Raw genomic sequence first — 323 nt, forward strand, 5'->3', positions numbered from 1 at the left:
ATACGTCTGCCTGACCAGGAGAAATGGAGCGGTGACGGGGCAGGACTCAAGGCCATCACCGGCGGGGATGCGGTCTCCGTTGACCCGAAATACCGCGATGCATACTCCACCCATATTCCGGCGGTGATACTGGCCGTAAACAACAATCCGATGCGTTTCACCGACCGCAGCGGCGGGGTGTCGCGTCGCCGGGTGATAATGCACTTCCCGGAACAGATTGCCCCGGAAGAGCGTGACCCGAAACTGAAAGATAAAATCGCCCGGGAGCTGGCCGTCATCGTGCGCCAGCTCATGCAGACGTTCAGCGACCCGATGACCGCGCG

1 pseudogene is annotated in these 323 nt (G+C 61.0%); it reads left to right on the forward strand.

From position 1 onward, the window contains the following. Positions 1-323: pseudogene (locus OGX96_RS22645) on the forward strand (DNA primase); the annotation flags it as partial.

The sequence above is a fragment of the Citrobacter sp. Cpo100 genome, from assembly GCF_030332595.1.
Taxonomy (GTDB): Bacteria; Pseudomonadota; Gammaproteobacteria; order Enterobacterales; family Enterobacteriaceae; genus Citrobacter; species Citrobacter portucalensis.